General features: G+C 35.8%; 17 protein-coding genes. 12 read left to right on the plus strand and 5 right to left on the minus strand.

Going from position 1 to position 15,905, the window contains the following annotated elements:
- Positions 1–2: 2 nt before the first annotated feature.
- Complete coding sequence (locus ACFSRZ_RS06935; protein WP_379665812.1) at positions 3–566, minus strand: YceI family protein; 564 nt, start codon at positions 564–566, stop codon at positions 3–5.
- A gap of 117 nt (positions 567–683) precedes the next feature.
- Here ACFSRZ_RS06935 and ACFSRZ_RS06940 point away from each other — a divergent pair, with 117 nt between their 5' ends.
- On the plus strand, positions 684–1,550 hold the full coding sequence (locus ACFSRZ_RS06940) for a winged helix-turn-helix domain-containing protein (RefSeq protein ID WP_379665813.1): 867 nt from the start codon (positions 684–686) through the stop codon (positions 1,548–1,550).
- Positions 1,551–1,577: 27 nt separating this feature from the next.
- Entirely contained in the window at positions 1,578–1,937 is a 360-nt protein-coding gene (locus tag ACFSRZ_RS06945) for a YraN family protein (RefSeq protein ID WP_379665814.1), read from the plus strand.
- Here the strand turns inward: ACFSRZ_RS06945 and ACFSRZ_RS06950 are convergent.
- Positions 1,934–3,301 carry a TlpA family protein disulfide reductase gene (locus tag ACFSRZ_RS06950; protein WP_379665815.1) on the minus strand — a complete coding sequence of 456 codons (1,368 nt, stop codon included), beginning with the start codon at positions 3,299–3,301 and terminating at the stop codon, positions 1,934–1,936. The genes ACFSRZ_RS06945 and ACFSRZ_RS06950 overlap by 4 nt on opposite strands.
- Positions 3,302–3,390: 89 nt before the next feature.
- Between ACFSRZ_RS06950 and ACFSRZ_RS06955 the strand changes: the two genes are divergently transcribed.
- Positions 3,391–4,185 (plus strand): SDR family oxidoreductase, encoded by a 795-nt coding sequence (locus ACFSRZ_RS06955; protein WP_379665816.1) that lies wholly within the window; start codon positions 3,391–3,393, stop codon positions 4,183–4,185.
- A 249-nt stretch (positions 4,186–4,434) separates the two neighbouring features.
- Here ACFSRZ_RS06955 and ACFSRZ_RS06960 read toward each other — a convergent pair whose 3' ends face one another.
- Complete coding sequence (locus tag ACFSRZ_RS06960) at positions 4,435–4,797, minus strand: hypothetical protein (RefSeq protein WP_379665817.1); 363 nt, start codon at positions 4,795–4,797, stop codon at positions 4,435–4,437.
- A 51-nt stretch (positions 4,798–4,848) separates the two neighbouring features.
- Between ACFSRZ_RS06960 and ACFSRZ_RS06965 the strand changes: the two genes are divergently transcribed.
- Genes ACFSRZ_RS06965 through bioA form a run of 4 tightly spaced genes read left to right on the plus strand, consistent with a single transcriptional unit; the run spans position 4,849 to position 8,253 of the window.
- Positions 4,849–5,988: an aminotransferase class I/II-fold pyridoxal phosphate-dependent enzyme gene (locus ACFSRZ_RS06965; protein ID WP_379665818.1), complete on the plus strand. Its 1,140-nt coding sequence runs from the start codon at positions 4,849–4,851 to the stop codon at positions 5,986–5,988.
- Between the two features lie 9 nt (positions 5,989–5,997).
- Positions 5,998–6,375 (plus strand): putative signal transducing protein, encoded by a 378-nt coding sequence (locus ACFSRZ_RS06970; RefSeq protein ID WP_379665819.1) that lies wholly within the window; start codon positions 5,998–6,000, stop codon positions 6,373–6,375.
- Positions 6,376–6,987: a dethiobiotin synthase gene (gene bioD / locus ACFSRZ_RS06975; protein WP_379665820.1), complete on the plus strand. Its 612-nt coding sequence runs from the start codon at positions 6,376–6,378 to the stop codon at positions 6,985–6,987.
- Positions 6,988–8,253: an adenosylmethionine--8-amino-7-oxononanoate transaminase gene (gene bioA, locus ACFSRZ_RS06980; protein WP_379665821.1), complete on the plus strand. Its 1,266-nt coding sequence runs from the start codon at positions 6,988–6,990 to the stop codon at positions 8,251–8,253. It begins immediately after the preceding gene.
- Here the strand turns inward: bioA and ACFSRZ_RS06985 are convergent.
- Complete coding sequence (locus ACFSRZ_RS06985) at positions 8,239–8,670, minus strand: cytochrome c oxidase assembly factor Coa1 family protein (RefSeq protein ID WP_379665822.1); 432 nt, start codon at positions 8,668–8,670, stop codon at positions 8,239–8,241. The genes bioA and ACFSRZ_RS06985 overlap by 15 nt on opposite strands.
- A gap of 99 nt (positions 8,671–8,769) precedes the next feature.
- On the opposite strand from ACFSRZ_RS06985, the gene ACFSRZ_RS06990 reads away from it, so the two are divergent.
- The 5 genes from ACFSRZ_RS06990 to ACFSRZ_RS07010 all read left to right on the plus strand — a co-directional run bounded on the left by ACFSRZ_RS06990 (position 8,770) and on the right by ACFSRZ_RS07010 (position 14,244).
- On the plus strand, positions 8,770–9,924 hold the full coding sequence (locus ACFSRZ_RS06990) for a beta-ketoacyl synthase N-terminal-like domain-containing protein (RefSeq protein WP_379665823.1): 1,155 nt from the start codon (positions 8,770–8,772) through the stop codon (positions 9,922–9,924).
- Positions 9,925–9,981: 57 nt separating this feature from the next.
- A complete protein-coding gene (locus ACFSRZ_RS06995; RefSeq protein ID WP_379665824.1) occupies positions 9,982–10,557 on the plus strand; it encodes a hypothetical protein in 576 nt (191 codons plus the stop codon).
- A 3-nt stretch (positions 10,558–10,560) separates the two neighbouring features.
- A complete protein-coding gene (locus tag ACFSRZ_RS07000; RefSeq protein ID WP_379665825.1) occupies positions 10,561–12,036 on the plus strand; it encodes a flotillin family protein in 1,476 nt (491 codons plus the stop codon).
- A gap of 65 nt (positions 12,037–12,101) precedes the next feature.
- Positions 12,102–13,259, plus strand: coding sequence for a biotin synthase BioB (gene bioB / locus ACFSRZ_RS07005; protein WP_379665826.1), 1,158 nt, complete (start codon positions 12,102–12,104; stop codon positions 13,257–13,259).
- A 118-nt stretch (positions 13,260–13,377) separates the two neighbouring features.
- Entirely contained in the window at positions 13,378–14,244 is an 867-nt protein-coding gene (locus ACFSRZ_RS07010) for a cupin-like domain-containing protein (RefSeq protein ID WP_379665827.1), read from the plus strand.
- A gap of 288 nt (positions 14,245–14,532) precedes the next feature.
- On the opposite strand, the gene rseP is transcribed toward ACFSRZ_RS07010, so the two are convergent.
- Positions 14,533–15,879 carry an RIP metalloprotease RseP gene (gene rseP / locus ACFSRZ_RS07015; RefSeq protein ID WP_379665828.1) on the minus strand — a complete coding sequence of 449 codons (1,347 nt, stop codon included), beginning with the start codon at positions 15,877–15,879 and terminating at the stop codon, positions 14,533–14,535.
- Between the last annotated feature and the right edge of the window lie 26 nt (positions 15,880–15,905).

Consider the following 15,905-nt stretch of genomic DNA (forward strand, 5'->3'; position numbering starts at 1 on the left):
AATTACAAACTAATTTTAACCTCAAAACCTATGGCATCTGAGATAGCATTGTCTTTTAATCTGCTATTGTAATTAACACCCCAACGAGTTCTGTCTATCTTAAACTTAGTAGTCATTGTTTTTTCTTTGAAGTTTACTTCTGCGCGAAAATTGATGGGTTTTGTAATTCCTTTGATGGTCATGTCTGCTTCAATTCTCATATGAGTACTGTCATTATACTCCACCTTTGTAATCGAAAGAGTTGCGTAAGGGTGCTTACTCACATCGAAAAAATCAGGATCTTTTAAATGATTTACCAATCCTTGATTGGATTTAGGATTTTCAATGTCAGTACTTTTGATGGTACTCATGTCTATGATGAACGTACCACCTGATATTTTATCATTGGTTTTTAGGAAATATCCTTCTTTAAGATCAATAGTCCCGTCATGCCCACCAAAATAAAAAGTATAATAACCATACCAGTGAACTGAGCTTTTTGAAAGGTTGATTTTTAATACTTCTTGTGCATTTATATAAGACAAAAAGCAAATACTAATAACGAATGTTAAAAAGAGTTTTTTCATGATATTTTGATTTTCAGGTAAAACTAGAGCGACCTTAAATCGAGAATGTCAAAAAAGTGTAAAAGAAGTGTCAACAGTTGTAAAAAGTCAGGAAATTGTCTGTTCTTTACAGAAATTATGAGCAAGAGAACCATTTATTCATTTGTTGCTATCGTCATTATTATTGCAATGATTCGTTTTTTTGAAAACAATCATGAAGGCTCGGATGACTTCTCTAAACAAATAAAGATCTCACTCCGAGAGGTAGGTAATCAGTTGTTGCTTTCCAACGGAGATTCTACCTCACTTATTTTACCTATAAAAAAACTAAATAACTCTCAATACGAACTTTCCTTTGAAAGCCATTTGTTGTTTTCTCCCGATAGTTTGGTAACCATTGTAAAAAGAACTCTTGAGAGATCAGAGTTATCTGAAAACTATCTTGTAGAAGTTGTTCAGTGTTCAGATAAAGAAGTAGCGTATAGCTACCAAATGAATATTGAAACCGAAAAAACCATCATTCCGTGTTTGTCGAGAGTTTTACCGCAAAGATGTTATACACTGCAATTTCAGTTTTTGGATCAAAAAGAAGGATGGTTCGCAAGATTTCCAATCACATTATATGTGCTCATCTTTATAGTATTTCTGATTCTGGAGTTTGTCTTGCGCAAGACCAAGCCTAAAAAGAAGGAAGAAGAAAAAAACTATACATCTTTGGGAAGCTTTCACTTTTATCCAGAGCAAAACAAATTGATCAAAGAAGCTACAGAGATTGCACTTTCAAAAAAGGAATGTGAACTGTTGGAACTCTTTGTAGCACACCCCAACCAAATCTTAAAAAGAGATGAACTCACCAAAAAGATCTGGGAAGACAATGGTGTTTTTGTAGGCAGAAGTTTGGACACTTACATCTCAAAACTTCGCAAAAAATTAAAAGAAGACCCTTCCATTAAGATTGTGAACATTCACGGTGTTGGATATAAATTAGAGATTTTAAATAGCTGATTTTATGTATTTTTAGCGTAAAAAGCTATGTCTAAACATTATGATCTTGGAAGAACAGGAGAGCAAATAGCCACAGACTTCTTATTAAAGAAAGACTATGAGATTTTGGAAAGAAATTGGCGATTTCAAAAAGCAGAAGTCGATATCATTGCTAGAAAAGAGGGAGTCTTAGCCATCGTAGAGGTTAAAACCAGATCAACCAACGAATTTGGGAATCCGCAAGACTTTGTCAAACAGAAAAAAATCAAACTACTTACAAAAGCCGTTAATGAATATGTAATTCAGAACGATCTAGATATTGAAGTCCGTTTCGATATTATTGCAATCACGCAATCCAAAGAAAAGTTTGACATTGAGCATTTAGAAGATGCATTCTATCACTTTTAATTCAAGCTTCCTAAGATCATTTTTAGATCATCGATCTTTTCAGGGTTGGCAATGATTTTTTTATCCATTCCCAAAACAAAATAGGTAGGAGTTGAATTTACCTGATACATTCTGGCAGTTTTATTTTCCCATTTTCCTAAACCAAGTGCGTGGTGCCATCCAGGTAAGTTCTTGATGTAATTTTTCCACATAGTATCCGAAGTTTCCATGGCAAAGGCAATAACCTTGGTATTGGTTTTTCCTTTCATGAACTCATAGATCTGAGGAACTTCACGCAAACAATGAGAGCATTCTGTACTGTAAAAGATGAGCAAATAACTTTGTCCGTCTTTCAACTGAGAAAGACTCATTTCTTTTCCGTTTTCGGTCCAGGTAAAATCAGGAGCTACTCTACCAATAGCGGTAGCCATAACTTCATCTATGTTTTTCTTGAATTCAAGATTTTGATTCTCTTTAGGAAGCTTTTCAAAGTGATTTGTCATCAAATAATCAACCAGTTCTATGTTTTTAATAGAGGCAAACTGAGAAGTAAGAAACTCGATCACATCAGCTTTGAATGTAAGGTCATTTACTTTTCCTATAGCAATATCTACTGCTTTTTTATGTAATCTCTCTTGTTCTTTTGCATCTCTAGAATAGTTCATGTAAAACACATAATCGGCAATACGGTCTATCAAGAAAGAAGAATTGTATAGGTAAGAACTTGAAAAATCGATCTTATCAAAGAAATGACTAATCACTCCGTTCAAATATTCCTGAGAACTTTTTGCCACAGTAGGAGAATTGTATCTGTCTGTTGCAATGATAAAATGATGTACCAAAGTTCCTTTAGAAGAATTGGCATAAGAGTTCTGAACATTAGAAATGTTTTCCACTGCTTTTTTATAAGCACCTTCCAATTGTTGAGAAGGGTTTTTCAAATAAGCAACTTGCAGAGAATCTACTTTGTATTGTGCAGTAGCAATATCAGCCAAGAACTTTTTATACAGTTGATTTTCTTTAGACTTTGAAAAAACGGTTGTGCCTTCAACATCTCCAGGATTAAAAGAAAGCTCTACATCTTCTTTGTTAAATAAAAAATCTACAAATCCGTTTTGCTGAAGATCGTATGTAATTCTGTAAGCACCTGTTTTTGCATCGGCAGGAAACTCAAACTCAAAAGTTCCATAGGTTAAGTTTTTTCCGTCAACCTGTTTTACTTCTTGTTTGATCTGAGTGTTTTTCACAAAGACTTGTCTGGCACCTTCTACCTTATAAAGCAGTACCCAAGTATATTTTTTAGGAGGATGTAAGTTTCCCTTTACAGAATATTGTGCTTGCGCTAATGAGCTGATAAATAAAAGTAGGATCAGAATTTTTTTCATGAATCTCGATTTAAATTGAACTCCCAAGAAGTGTACCAAAATTACTGTTTCTCTATGAAAATATGTACATTGCTGTAAAATAAATCAACATGAACTTTCAAGATAAAGTAGTTTGGGTTACAGGAGCATCCTCAGGAATAGGAAAAGCATTAGCTGTAGAACTATCTGAACAAGACGCTTTGCTAATCATTTCGAGTAGAAATGAAGAAGCTTTGAAAGAAGTAAAAGCAGCGTGCAAATTTCCGGAAAGGGTAAAAGTATTGCCTTTGGATCTTGAAAAACACAATGATTTTGAAGAGAAAGTAAAGCAAGCCATATCTTGGAGTGGTAGAGTTGATATATTAGTAAATAACGGAGGAATTAGTCAACGTTCCTTTGCGAAGGATACTGTGATTGATGTAGACAAGCGAATTATGAACATCAACTACACAGGAACCGTTGCTTTAACAAAAGCATTGCTACCTCATTTTTTAGAAAGACAGCAAGGTCACTTTGTTGTAACTACCAGCATTGTAGGAAAGATAGGAACTCCTTTACGATCTAGCTATGCAGCATCTAAACATGCACTTCATGGCTTTTTTGATAGTCTGCGAGCTGAGGTTCATGAGAATAACATTCAAGTTACCTTGGTCTGTCCGGGGTATGTAACCACCAATGTTTCTATCAATGCCTTGCAAGGTGATGGAACGGCACAGCAAACAATGGACAAAGCCACAGCAAATGGAATCAAACCCGAACGATTTGCCAAACTGATGGCTAAAGCAATCGCCCAAAAAAAGCAAGAAGCGTATATAGCCGGAGCAAAAGAAAAGTTAGGTGTTTATGTAAAACGATGGGTTCCTAAACTCTATTCGTACATGGTTAGAAAACTGAGTGTTACATAGGATTCAGTAAGCATTTTTACCCACCTGAAAAGCGGTAGTCAATTCTGCGCACTTTTACAATTGAGTATATCTACTCTAGTGAGTTTAGTATCTCTGTATGATCTTTATATGATTGTTAATCAGTTAATTATTTAACAACTGTTAAATCCGGAACAACCTTTAAAATTTATATAGCAAGACATTAAAAATTGGGGGGAATGCCCATGGGTCTGAGTCTCGGGAATTTCACCAGAGTTTTCGGGGCTCTATTTATTGTTTTGGAAAAAAATCCATCGCTTCGAAATAGCCGATAATAGCTTCTTTCATCAAAACAGTTTGCTCTCCCGGTTTTAAATTAGGAAGCTCTGTAAGCATTTTGTAATGAGGCCAACCATCTTCATCAAAATAATCGAATTCATAATAACCATAAGGCTCAAGAAGTTTACAAATGGCAATATGCATTAAGTTCATCTTCTCATCTTTTTTGAAACGTCTCTTTCCCTGACCCAATTCCTGAACTCCAATCAAGTAAATGATCCCATCTACATTGAGATCTTCGCCATCAGAGAATTGTTGGGTAAGTTCTTTCACTAAATACTCCCACTTTTCTTTTAAGTTGCTTTCTTTCTGCATTGCCAAATATTGTTGCGCAAAGGTAGTAGATTTTGGCTACTTTTGTTCTGCATGGATCTGCCAAAAAAACTTCAAGGAAAACTTCAAACAAGGATCGAAAACAATTCTTTAAGGAAACTTTCGAAACCAAAAGATTTGATTGATTTCTCCTCGAATGATTACCTCGGATTTTCTTCTTCAGTTGAAATTTTTCAAGAAACTCATCAGTATTTACAAGAAAAAAACTTCTTAAAAAATGGAGCTACCGGTTCCCGTTTGATTTCGGGAAATCATTCTTTATACAATGAAGTTGAGAAGTTCTTATGCGATTACCATAAATCAGAAGCTGCATTGATCTTTAACTCAGGATACGATGCCAATATTGGCTTTTTTGCTTCGGTTCCTCAAAGAGGAGATGTGGTTTTGTATGATGAGTTATCTCATGCTTCTATTCGCGATGGAATCACAATGAGTCATGCAAAGTCTTTTAAATTCAGGCATAACGATTTGTCTCATTTAGAAGAGCAATTGCAAAAACTCAAAGAATCTGATACAGTTTATGTGGTTACAGAATCAGTCTTTTCTATGGACGGAGATTCTCCTAACTTGGAAAAAATAACAGAGCTTACCAATGCATACAACGCATTTTTAATTGTAGACGAAGCACATGCTTTGGGTGTTTTTGGAAACAAGGGAGTTGGACTGATTCAGAAATTAGGGTTAGAAGAAAAGATCTTTGCAAGAATTGTCACCTTTGGAAAAGCATTGGGCTGTCACGGTGCGGTTATATTAGCTAACAATCCATTGAGAGAATATTTAATAAACTTTGCCCGAAGCTTTATTTATACTACAGGTTTGCCACCTCACTCTTTGGCAACTATTCTAAAGAGTTATGAGCAGATGCAAATTTCCGGATCTCAGGAGAAACTTAGAGAGAACATTCAATTCTTTACAGAAGAGGTAGAGAGAATGGGAATGTCAAAACAATTTATTTTAAGCAGTTCTGCCATTCATTCTTGCATCATTCCGGGCAATAGGCAAGTAAAACAAGCTGCTAAAGAACTTCAAGAAAAAGGTTTTGATGTCAAAGCAATTTTATCTCCTACAGTACCTCAAAATGAAGAGCGTCTTCGTTTTTGTTTGCATGCATATAATTCTTTTCAAGAAATCACAGCTGTCTTAGAAGCACTTCGTATTTTTGTTGTTGCTTAACAACGTCGAATGAATAACGATTATATCATTTTAACCGTCTTCGAATATTCTACAGAAGCACATGTAGTTAAATCTAAACTGGAGTCAGAAGGAATCAGAACCATGCTGATGGATGAAAAAACAATCGATTCAGACCCATTATTGAGTCAAGCTATTGGAGGAGTTAAACTTCTTGTACACAAAGAAGATTTGGATAAGGCCATGCAGATCTATAATACAGTAAGAAAGTATGAGAAAGACGAAGAAGGAAATGATTTGTATTGCCCTTCGTGTAATTCCAATCAAATTCTAGTAGCGCCGTTAAGAAGAAGAAATATATTTTTTATGCTTTTTCCTTTTTTTGAAAGGAGAAGATATATCTGTAATACCTGTAAAACGATTTTTTAAATGTCGAAAAAGTATTTTATCACTGGAATTTCAACTGAAGTAGGAAAAACCATAGCTTCTGCTATAGTTACAGAAGCTCTAGAAGCTGATTATTGGAAACCGGTTCAGGCAGGAGATTTAGAATTTTCAGACACACATAAGGTTCAAAACCTAACCTCTAATTCAACCTCTGTATTTCATTCAAATGCCTTTGCATTAAACACTCCTATGAGTCCACATGCTGCAGCAGAAATTGATAAGATTCAAATCCGATTAGATCAAATTATTGAGCCCAAAACTCAAAATGATTTGGTTATTGAAGGAGCCGGAGGCTTATTAGTTCCGTTAAATGATACAGATACGATTTTAGATATTATCAAGCCGGGTTATAAGGTGATTGTTGTGTCTAGACATTATTTGGGAAGTATCAATCATACCTTATTAACAGTGAATTTATTGAAAGAAAAAGGATTCGATGTTGCAATCATCTTTTCAGGAGATGAGCATCCTACAACAGAAGAAATCATTGAAAAGATGACTCAGGTACCTGTTTTAGGGAGAATTAATGACGAACCTTATTTTGATCAGAATGTGATCAAGGAATATGCAGCAAAGTTTAAAACTGTTTTGTAGATGAATTTAAGAGAGAGAGATCAAAAGCACTTATGGCACCCGTTAAAACAACACCAATTACAACCTGAAAGTTTAGGAATTGTAAAAGCAAAAGGATGTGTATTAACGGATGAAGATGGAAATGAATACATAGATGCCATTGCAACTTGGTATACCTGTATGTTTGGACATTGCAACGATTTTATTACCAGTCGTGTTTATGCTCAAATGCAACAGCTAGATCAAGTGATGTTTAGCGATTTTACGCACGAACCCGCAGTAAAACTTTCGGAAGAGTTGATAAAAATACTTCCCGAAGGACAAAACAAGATCTTCTTTAACGATAATGGATCTACAGCGGTAGAAGCAAGTATTAAAATGGCATTGCAATACTATTTTAACAAAGGAAAAAAACGCTCAACATTTATTGCTTTTGAAAATGGATTTCACGGAGACACTTTCGGAGCGATGGGAGTTTCAGGACTATCTGTTTATAATGGTCCTTTTGAAGATCTATTGATCGATGTAAAACGTATTCCTACACCAAACGGAGAGAATCATGAAGAAATTTTAAGCCTGTTAAAAGACTATGCGTCAAATGATGACATTGCTGGGTTCGTATATGAGCCTTTAGTACAAGGAGCAGCAGGGATGAAAATACATGATGCAGAAGGCTTAAATGAAATTTTAAAGTTTTGTAAAGAACACCAGATCATTACAATTGCCGATGAGGTAATGACCGGATTTGGGAAAACAGGAAAGCATTTTGCCTCAGATCATATAGAAACCAAACCGGATATTATTTGCTTGAGCAAGGCATTAACAGCAGGGTTGATTCCTATGGCTATTACATCCTGTACGCAAGAAATTTACGATGCTTTTTTAAGTGATGATATAGCAAAAGGATTCTTCCATTGTCATACCTATTCTGCAAACCCGGTAGCTTGTTCTGCGGCAATTGCCGGGATAGAACTCTTACAAACAGATGCTATTCAAAAGAACATAAAAGAAATAAGCATAGCACATAAGGCTTTTGAAGAGCAAGTCAAAAATCACCCTAAGATAAAATCAACGCGACATATCGGAGTAATTTTGGCTTTGGATCTCAATACAAAAATGGCACGTTATGGCGATTTAAGAGATAAACTCTTGAAGTTTTTTATGAGTCGCGGAGTCTTTTTAAGACCTCTGGGAAATACAATTTACATCCAAGTCCCTTATGTAATTACAAAAGAAGAATTAGAGAAAGTATATCGTACTATAGAGGAAGCTTTAGATACCCTCTAAAGATTTGTCTAAAAGGTTTACTTGTTGATTATTATCTTTTAGTACGATGTAGAGTTTTTCGTAGTGCCACTCACCGTCCACTTTTTCAGCAACAACACGAATTCTAGCTTTTCCATTTGGGCCTGCTACTGGGATAACAAGATCTGCATCACCGCTATTATTGCTAAAGTTGATTTCACCGGAAACCATTCCTTTTACTTCTAAAGGAGTTCCAATTTGCTCAATTACAATAGGATTTTCAGAGGCTTTATCCAAAGCATACTTAGCAGGAGTAGATTCAGACATCATTCCTGTTACGCCAAAGATCAAAGCGCCAACACCTAAAAAGAATAAGATGATTAAAGTTCCACACCCTACTGTGGGTACAAACCATAGCCAATTTCTTTTGAACCAGCTTTTTTGCTGTTGCTCTTCCATATGTTTCTTTTTGAGGCAAGATACATAAAAATAGATTTCAAAAGATTCCTATGGTCAATAATTACGGTTACTGTATTTTTGCAAGCAAAATACACTCAGTTGAAAGAACCTGTTTCTATTACATCAATTGCTTCAATTTCTGCTTTGGGAACCACTCCAGAAGAAATTTGGGAGCAGTATTTAAACGACAATCATTCGATTGCAGAAAAGCAGTTTGATCAAACGAGTGCTTTGGTGGCAGAATTACCCTCTTCTCTTAAAAAAGAGATCAAGAAACTGAAGGGTTCAGATACAAAATATAAGAAGTTGGACGATTCTGTTTTGTATGCTATTTATGTATCTAGAGAGGCAGTAAAAGAGGCAGGTTGGAATTCTAACGACGACTTTGGAGTAAACATAGGATCTTCAAGAGGAGCCACACGACTTTTTGAAAAGTACCATCAAGAATTTTTAAAGAATAACAAAACAGCCACATTGGCTTCTCCAACAACAACCTTAGGGAACATAGCTTCATGGGTAGCTCATGACTTGCAAACCAAAGGTCCGGAGATCTCTCATTCCATTACCTGTTCTACAGCACTTCATGCTTTACTGAATGGAGTAGCGTGGATTCAAGCAGGGCTTACAGATAAGTTCTTGGTAGGAGGATCTGAAGCCTCTTTAACAGATTTTACCATTGCTCAAATGAATGCAATGAAGATCTACTCAAAGCAAAAAACAAGCTATCCGTGTAGAGCTTTTGATCTTGAAAAGAAAAAGAATACGATGGTTTTGGGAGAAGGAGCTTCTTCCATTTGTTTAGAGAGAGGAAACTCGCCTAAAGCAATTGCTAAGATCGAAGGAATTGGGTACGCTACGGAGATTTTGGAGCACAATATTTCTATCTCTGCAGAAGCCGAATGTTTTCAGAGATCTATGAAAATGGCTTTAGAAGGAGTTGATCCCAAGGAGGTTGATGCAATTGTAATGCATGCGCCGGGAACCATTCAAGGAGACCTTTCAGAATACAAAGCCATCTCATCTGTGTTTTGTAACAAAATTCCATTTTTAACTACTAACAAGTGGAAACTGGGACATACTTTTGGTGCTTCTGGACTTTTAAGTTTAGAATTGGCTATATTTATGCTCCAAAAACAGCAAACGATTGCTGTTCCTTTTGCTATGAAACAACACCCACCAAAAAAAATCAATAAAATTCTGGTGAATGCTGTAGGTTTTGGCGGAAATGCAGTTTCCGTTTTACTGTCGAAATAAGCTCAACTTATTTCCTCAAGAATTGCTATATTTAATAACTTTAAAAACAATAACACTATGATGGAATGGTTTTCTGAACTTTCGTCTTTTGAAAAGTTCTATTGGGTCATTACTGGAGTTTCCTCGCTTTTTTTTGTATTTATCTTGATATCTACTTTTGTAGGAGGTGATGTTGATGATGTTGGAGATGTAGACGCCGAGATTGATGCTGATACAGGTGTCGGATTTCAGTTTTTTACACTTAAAAATACGGTAGCCTTTTTTGCAATATTTGGATGGAGTGGAGTTTCTAGTATCAACTCAGGAAATTCAACTTCAACAACCCTAATTATCTCAATGATAAGTGGGCTAATTATGATGATTTTAGTTGCACTTTTAATGTTCTATATGAGAAAATTAAATGATAGTGGAACATTGAGAATAAAAAATGCTTTAGGAGGTATTGGTGAAGTTTATACAACTATTGGTGCTAATAGATCTAAAATAGGGAAAGTACAAATCAAAGTTCAAAGCTCCCTCAGAGATTTAGAAGCATTAACTGATCATGATACTGATTTAACTCAAGGTGAAGTCATCAAAGTGGTTGAAGTAACATCTAACGGAATATTAATTGTTGAACCTCAAAAAAAATAAAAAATGTCTATGTTAAACTATTTAATTACAATGCAAATTGATAGCTTTTTTGGTCCCACAGCCACCATTGCTGTTGGAGTACTAATACTGGTTATTCTTTTTACAGCCTTTATAAGAAGGTACAAACGTTGTCCATCTGACCGGATTTTAGTTGTCTATGGTAAAGTTGGTGGAGGTCAGTCTGCTAAGTGTATTCATGGAGGAGCTGCGTTTATTGTTCCTGTAATTCAAGATTACGAATTTTTAGATTTGACACCTATTTCTATAGAAGTAAGCTTGGTAAATGCCCTGTCTAAACAGAACATTCGTGTCAATGTTCCTTCAAGATTTACCATTGGTATTTCTACAGAGCCGGGAATTATGCAAAATGCAGCAGAACGTTTACTAGGTTTAGGGCAAAATGAGATTCAAGACCTAGCACAAGAAATTATTTTTGGTCAATTACGTTTGGTAGTTGCTTCTATGGATATTGAAGAAATTAACTCCGATAGAGATAAATTTTTAGCCAATATTTCTCAAAGTGTAGAATCTGAATTAAAGAAAGTAGGATTGAAATTGATCAACGTAAACATTACAGATATCGTTGATGAATCAGGATATATCGAAGCACTTGGTAAAGAGGCTGCTGCACACGCAATTAACGCAGCTCGTAAATCGGTAGCTGAAAAGAACAGAGATGGGTCTATTGGTGAAGCAAATGCTGTTCAAGATCAAAGAACACAAGTTGCTGCTGCCGATGCCAAAGCAGTTGATGGAGAGAACACAGCAAAAATTGAAGTAGCAAATTCAAATGCCTTAAGAAGGCAAAAAGAAGCAGAGGCAGAACGTACTGCAACCGCTTCAGAAAAAGTACAAGCAGCAAAAGCATTAGAAGAAGCATATGCTGCTGAGCAGGAAGCAGAAAGAGCCAGAGCAGAAAGAGAAAGAGCGTCTCAAACAGCAGATATTATTGTACCAGCTCAGATTGACAAAAGTAAAGTAGAGATTGATGCAGAAGCTGAGGCAGAAAGAATTAGAAGAAAAGCCAAAGGAGAGGCAGATGCAATTCTATTCAAAGCACAAGCAGAAGCACAAGGATTGTATGAAGTATTAACGAAACAAGCAGCCGGTTTAGATCAGATCGTACAAGCAGCCGGAAACGATTCTCAAAATGCTGCCTTGTTACTGATTGCAGATAAGCTTCCTGAGTTAGTAAAACTACAATCAGAAGCCATTAAGAACATCAAGATCGATAAAGTAACCGTGTGGGAAGGAGGAAATTCCAAAGATGGAAAAACATCTACTTCAAACTTTATTTCAGGAATGTACAAAGCAGTTCCACCATTACAGGAAATGTTTAATATGGCAGGAATGCAATTGCCGGATTACCTAAAAGGGAAAGAGATTTCTGCTGAAGGAACAACAGTTCCTGTAAAATCTGAAACAAAAGAAGAGAACAAAAAGCCCTCGGACGATAAACCATCTGATGAGAAGAAATAAACAAGAATAAATTCCGCTACTACAGCGGAATTTTTTACTTTTGATCTTATAATTATCTCGAATATATGAGCGTAACTAGACACAATTGGACGAAAGAAGAGATTCTTGAAATTTATAACAAACCCTTAATGGAACTGCTTTACGAAGCAGCCACGATTCACAGAGAACATCACGATCCGAATACAGTACAGGTATCTACCCTTTTATCGATTAAGACAGGAGGATGCCCGGAAGACTGCGGATACTGCCCTCAAGCAGCAAGATATCATACAGACTTAGAAGGAAACGACCTAATGACCGTTCCTCATGTAAAAGCACAAGCTTTAAGAGCAAAAGCCTCGGGAAGCTCTCGTGTGTGTATGGGAGCCGCTTGGAGAAACGTAAAAGACGGACCAGAGTTTGAACAAGTTTTGGAGATGGTAAGAACCATTAACAAACTAGATATGGAAGTTTGCTGTACGTTAGGAATGTTAACTGAGAACCAAGCACAACGTTTGGCAGAAGCCGGATTATACGCGTACAACCACAATTTAGATTCATCAGAAGAATATTATAAAGAAGTAATTTCTACTCGTGGATATGAAGATCGTTTAGAAACGATTGACAATGTTCGCAAAACCAATGTAACTGTTTGTTCAGGAGGAATCATTGGAATGGGAGAAAAAGAAGAAGACAGAGCAGGAATGTTAGTAGCTCTAGCTACATTAAATCCTCAACCGGAATCTGTGCCGATCAATGCCTTGGTTGCTGTAGAAGGAACTCCGTTAGAAGATCAACAACCCGTTTCAATCTGGGATATGATCCGTATGGTAGCTACCACTAGAATTGTAATACCGGAAACTCAGGTAAGATTATCTGCCGGGAGAACAGAAATGAGTAGAGAAGGTCAAGCAATGTGTTTCTTTGCCGGAGCAAACTCAATCTTTGCAGGAGATAAATTATTAACCACTCCAAATCCGGATGTAAATGAAGATATGGAGATGTTCAAACTTTTAGGATTGAATCCACAGAAGCCTTTTATCAAAAAGATGCAACCTAAAACAGTTGAAGCAGAAGACTCTCAATTTAAGTCTCTAGGTGAAAAACCTAAATGGTCAAGACCTGAGCATACCATTGAAAGAAATGAAGAAGCTAAGAAGAAGGGAAGAGACAAGAAAATAGATAAAGTAATTCAACAAGCAATAGAAGCCGAAAGTAAAGAAGAGACAAAAATAAAAGCGTAAGCTGAACTTGTTGAAACAACCAAATCATAAAAACCATCGTCTTTGCAGATGATGGTTTCTTTTTTAAGAAATCATTTTGAAACGTTTTATTAACTTTGCCTTTAATATATAGTTGCGAATGAGTCTGAATTTGTCTGAGATTGATAGAGTAAAAACCATAACTAAAGAAGACTTTATCAAGAACTACTTTAAACCACAAAAACCTGTGGTAATCGAACGTTTTATTGAAGATTGGCCTGCCTATACTGATTGGTCTTTAGACTATATGAAGAAAGTAGCAGGAGATAAAACTGTTCCTTTATACGATGACAGACCTGTAGACTACAAAGATGGCTTTAACGAGCCACACGCAACAATGAGAATGAAAGATTATGTAGAACTTCTTAAAAAGGAACCTACGAAATACAGAATCTTTCTTTGGAATATTTTAAAAGAAGTTCCTCAGCTACAAAAAGATTTTAGCTATCCTGACTTTGGGCTTAAACTGATGAAGGGTCTACCCATGTTATTTTTTGGAGGAAAAGACTCGTACACATTTATGCACTACGATATTGATTTGGCAAATATCTTTCACTTTCATTTTGAAGGGAAGAAACAGTGTATATTATTTGATCAAAAACAAAGCAAACACCTGTATAAGATTCCAAATTCTTTGATTACCAGAGAAGACATCAACTTTTCAAACCCCGACTTCGAAAAATGGCCGGCTCTTAAAAACGCCAAAGGATATATAGCCAATCTAGAACATGGTAATGTATTGTATATGCCGGAAGGATATTGGCATTATATGAAGTACATAACACCAGGATTCTCTATGAGTTTACGAGCCATTGCAAGAAACCCTGCCAACTTAGGAAAAGCAATCTATAATATCGTTGTTATGCGATCTGTAGATAATATTATGCGTAGAATAAGAGGGCAAAAATGGATCGACTGGAAGAACGATTACGCCATAAAGCGAACACACAAACAAAACAGAATTTAAGATTTTTTAACCTCTATCTCTTTTAAAAGCAGTACCTTACTCAGGCTAACTAATCCTGTTTTGAAAAAATGCCCTCATTGCTCTTCTACCAAAAGAAGTAGGAGAAGAAGAAAAATGATCTTAAAATACATTCCGTTTTCTAAGGCTTATGCTTGTGAGGAATGTTATACAAGATATCTGTATTTAGAGCCTTTGAATGTCTCCATTAAAATAAGAAAGACACTTTACTAAAAAAGCCCGCTTAAGAAATCTCAAACAGGCTTTTTTATTTATAATGGATACTCTTTTCTAATCAAAGAGCCTAAATATATCGTTTCCGTTGGCAAATAGTAATAATGCTACCAAGATAATAAACCCGGTGATTTGCGCATACTCTAAGAATTTATCACTCGGTTTTCTCCCGGTGATCATTTCCCATAAAGTAAACATCACATGACCTCCATCCAAAGCAGGAATAGGCAATAGATTCATAAACCCTAACATGATCGAAAGGAAAGCTGTAATGTTCCAGAAAGTCTCTGCACTCCACTCAGAAGGGAAAATACTTCCAATAGAAATAAAACCACCCAAACCTTTATATGCTCCGGTTTTAGGGTTAAATATCTTCTTTAACTGTTTTACATAGCTAGTTAAAGTCTCGTATGATTTTCTGAATCCCGCAGGAATAGCTTCCGAAAAGCTGTAAGAAATATTAGCTTGTTCGTAGTACCCTAACTTTTCAAGATCATCAATCTTTAAATTAGCAGCATAAGCCCCTACTTTTCCTTTATCACTAATTAGTACAGGGATTTCTTTAATCTCACCATCTCTCTTTACAGAAATAATGATGTTTTGCCCTTTGTGCTGACCAAATAACTCAGTAATCTGATCGTAATATTTTACATCTTGACCATTTACTTTTACAATCAAATCCTTAGGCTGTAACCCAGAATCTTTGTTTTGAGATTCGTCAGGAATATTTCCAATAATAAACGGATATCTAACAGATACTACCGGACCTGCATCCTTTCCTCTGTCAACCAACTTTGAAATAAAATCAATAGGCAATTGTTTTTCTATCAATTGTCCATCCCTTTCAATAGTATACTTATTTCCATTGATAAACTTTACAGTAATATCATTAAAGCGCTTTACCTCTTCACCATCAACAGAAACAATCTTATCTCCGTTTTGTAACCCTATGTTCATAGCTAAAGAATCCTGCACCCAAATACCGTCTTTTACATTGGCATTTGGCAGATAATTCTCACCATAAGCATACATCAACATGATATAGATGAAAATTCCCAGAACAAAGTTCACAAAAACACCACCTAACATAATGATCAATCGTTGCCAAGCCGGTTTAGACCTGAATTCCCAAGGTTTTGGCTCTTCTTTCAATTGCTCTTTGTCCATGCTTTCATCGATCATTCCGGCAATTTTCACATATCCTCCCAGAGGAATCCAACCAATACCGTAAACGGTTTCACCGACTTTCTTTTTTAGCAAAGAGAATTTATAATCAAAGAACAAGTAGAACTTCTCTACTTTGGTCTTAAATAGTTTCGCTGGGATAAAATGCCCCAATTCGTGTAGTACAATCAATAAAGAAAGACTTAAAATGAATTGAGAGGCTTTAATTAGAATTTCCATCAACAATAATATCTTCTAGTTTCAAA

Origin of the sequence: Pseudotenacibaculum haliotis (assembly GCF_042684245.1) — a bacterium.
In the GTDB taxonomy this organism is placed as follows: Bacteria; Bacteroidota; Bacteroidia; order Flavobacteriales; family Flavobacteriaceae; genus Polaribacter; species Polaribacter haliotis_A.

Excerpts from the sequence above, each read along its gene's own strand:
- ACFSRZ_RS06965 (WP_379665818.1), top strand. The coding sequence starts at position 4,849 with ATGGATCTGCCAAAAAAACTTCAAGGAAAACTTCAAACAAGGATCGAA.
- ACFSRZ_RS06960 (WP_379665817.1), bottom strand. The coding sequence starts at position 4,797 with ATGCAGAAAGAAAGCAACTTAAAAGAAAAGTGGGAGTATTTAGTGAAA.
- ACFSRZ_RS06995 (WP_379665824.1), top strand. The coding sequence starts at position 9,982 with ATGATGGAATGGTTTTCTGAACTTTCGTCTTTTGAAAAGTTCTATTGG.
- bioD (WP_379665820.1), top strand. The coding sequence starts at position 6,376 with ATGTCGAAAAAGTATTTTATCACTGGAATTTCAACTGAAGTAGGAAAA.
- ACFSRZ_RS06935 (WP_379665812.1), bottom strand. The coding sequence starts at position 566 with ATGAAAAAACTCTTTTTAACATTCGTTATTAGTATTTGCTTTTTGTCT.
- ACFSRZ_RS06940 (WP_379665813.1), top strand. The coding sequence starts at position 684 with ATGAGCAAGAGAACCATTTATTCATTTGTTGCTATCGTCATTATTATT.
- ACFSRZ_RS06955 (WP_379665816.1), top strand. The coding sequence starts at position 3,391 with ATGAACTTTCAAGATAAAGTAGTTTGGGTTACAGGAGCATCCTCAGGA.
- rseP (WP_379665828.1), bottom strand. The coding sequence starts at position 15,879 with ATGGAAATTCTAATTAAAGCCTCTCAATTCATTTTAAGTCTTTCTTTA.
- ACFSRZ_RS07000 (WP_379665825.1), top strand. The coding sequence starts at position 10,561 with ATGTCTATGTTAAACTATTTAATTACAATGCAAATTGATAGCTTTTTT.
- ACFSRZ_RS06945 (WP_379665814.1), top strand. The coding sequence starts at position 1,578 with ATGTCTAAACATTATGATCTTGGAAGAACAGGAGAGCAAATAGCCACA.
- ACFSRZ_RS06970 (WP_379665819.1), top strand. The coding sequence starts at position 5,998 with ATGAATAACGATTATATCATTTTAACCGTCTTCGAATATTCTACAGAA.
- ACFSRZ_RS06950 (WP_379665815.1), bottom strand. The coding sequence starts at position 3,301 with ATGAAAAAAATTCTGATCCTACTTTTATTTATCAGCTCATTAGCGCAA.
- bioA (WP_379665821.1), top strand. The coding sequence starts at position 6,988 with ATGAATTTAAGAGAGAGAGATCAAAAGCACTTATGGCACCCGTTAAAA.
- bioB (WP_379665826.1), top strand. The coding sequence starts at position 12,102 with ATGAGCGTAACTAGACACAATTGGACGAAAGAAGAGATTCTTGAAATT.
- ACFSRZ_RS06985 (WP_379665822.1), bottom strand. The coding sequence starts at position 8,670 with ATGGAAGAGCAACAGCAAAAAAGCTGGTTCAAAAGAAATTGGCTATGG.
- ACFSRZ_RS07010 (WP_379665827.1), top strand. The coding sequence starts at position 13,378 with ATGAGTCTGAATTTGTCTGAGATTGATAGAGTAAAAACCATAACTAAA.